2 protein-coding genes are annotated in these 1,935 nt (G+C 36.0%); both read right to left on the bottom strand.

Going from position 1 to position 1,935, the window contains the following annotated elements:
- On the bottom strand, window positions 1-186 hold a 186-nt coding region (locus ABT232_RS38355), incomplete at its 3' end, for a hypothetical protein (RefSeq protein WP_351849432.1).
- Window positions 187-542: 356 nt separating this feature from the next.
- Entirely contained in the window at window positions 543-1,841 is a 1,299-nt protein-coding gene (locus ABT232_RS38350; RefSeq protein ID WP_014017385.1) for a polysaccharide deacetylase family protein, read from the bottom strand.
- Window positions 1,842-1,935 lie beyond the last annotated feature (94 nt).

Below are 1,935 nucleotides of genomic sequence, written 5' to 3'. Positions count from 1 at the left end.
TCGATTTGCTTTACGCAAACGCCACCTACCCATTTTATAAAAATAAAATGGGCAAAAGATCTTTCTTTTTGTCATACAAAAAGAAGAAAAAAAAGGACGATTTTCTTCTTCCGAAATCGTCCCTCTTTTTTCTAAAACCATGGATGAACGAACAAAAAATCTCTCGTATTTTGTTTGTTCATCCACTAAAAATATGCGAACAGTATGGCTTCATTCAATTCTGTTCTTACAAGTCAAAAGCATCGAATCGTCCAAGGACGATTCAACAAAAAAAGTAGTCGTTTTTGGACGACTACTAAGTTCTAAACATTCATTACCCAAAATCAATTTGGTCTAACATCGTTTCTCGACTAGCTTGATCTAATCCAAGATACGTTAAGGTCATGGCTTCACTTGAATGGTTTAATAAATGCATCACTAAACCAATATTATAGTTTGACTGCGTATAGACCTTATAAGCGCCTGTTTTACGCATGGTATGCGTTCCTAGATAGTTAATTCCTACTTATTGTCGGCGGAGCTGGACGCTTCTTTCACAACCTCTATCCTCGATCTTTTTGGTCATACACTTCTTTGACGTTGATAAATTGATCAAGTATTGGATTTTCTCCTTTTAGGTCAGCTTCGAAACGGATACCGTCAATATTGATTCTGGCGTTACGGTAGTAGTCAGTTCCTAGTTGTCCCCATGCAGGAGTTGAGGCATCGACATTGCAGAAGATATCAAATCCTTGTTGTTTCAAGTAAGCAAATTTTTGATTTGCTTCAGAATAAGGTTGCCAATCGCTGATGTCAGCGCCAAATGGGTAGATCAAAATATTTGTTTTGCCTAAAATAGGTGCAACTTCATTTTGCCAACGTTCATTATCTTGTTGGATATCGGCTAAAGAAGCTTGTGTCATATTCAAGTGTCCCCAAGTATGAGAAGCAAAACTCCAACCATCTTTCTTTAATTGATCAGCAACTTTTTTGGCTGCTTCGATTTCTTTGTTTGTTTTTTCGTTATCACCATATTCTGATTTTGATGTACGGTAACCTAATACACCATTATAGCCTGTTAAAGCTAATGTTCCTTTGGCGCCTTGATAAGAAAAATCGGGATGTTTTTTAATGAATGAATCGATCAATGGAACCATATCATAGTCACCAACAGTTTCCTTCTTATTGTCGATATAAATATTCTTGATTTGGTTCTGTTTATCGACAATCAACTTACTTGGAAATCCTGAATTGTCCATGTATTCATAATAGCTGACATCGTCTTGCGAAAGAATTAACGGTTTCTTTCCTTCTGGAAGAGAAACACCTGTAAAGGTCAGTTTTCCATCTGTTCCTTTTTTGACTAATCCATTTAGATTAACAAGAACATAGTTATTTTTATATAACTGATCAATGGTTTTATTGAATTCGGAAATAGTGACCATATAATCTTTATACCCTTGTGCTTGCTGGGTATGAAAAGCCTTAGCTGGATCAACAATCAGACTATGAAAGAAGACGTGTGAGATTTTGGTCGGGTCTTCCCATTTTACCAAGGATTCTTTTTCTTTTTTCAAAGTTGCTAACAATTGTTGCGCTTCTTTGGCGTCGTCTTTTTCAAGTAAGGCGATGGCTTCATCATAATGATAACTTGCAGCAAGCTGTTTTGCTTGATCAAGCTGTTTCGTCGTTTGTTTATCTTCAACAGGTTTTGAGCTGCTGCTTGAGTGTTGAGTTGTTTGACTAGTGTTTTCTAATTTATTGTTTGTTACTGCTTGTGTAACAAAAAAGATACTTACACCTAGAATAATAACAGTGCATACAGAAGTGACAGCCAATATGATTTTGTGTGTATGTTTCATTTTATCGTCCCCTACTACTTTTTGATTTCAAAAACCCCCGTAAGCTTTTCTTAACCTTTTGAAAAACTTCCCATAACCATTGTAACGAATATAG

This window comes from Streptomyces sp. NPDC001532, from assembly GCF_040298625.1.
Lineage (GTDB): Bacteria > Actinomycetota > Actinomycetes > Streptomycetales > Streptomycetaceae > Streptomyces.
This window is presented reverse-complemented; position numbering and strand designations above follow the sequence as displayed.

Excerpts from the sequence above, each read along its gene's own strand:
- ABT232_RS38350 (WP_014017385.1), bottom strand. The coding sequence starts at position 1,841 with ATGAAACATACACACAAAATCATATTGGCTGTCACTTCTGTATGCACT.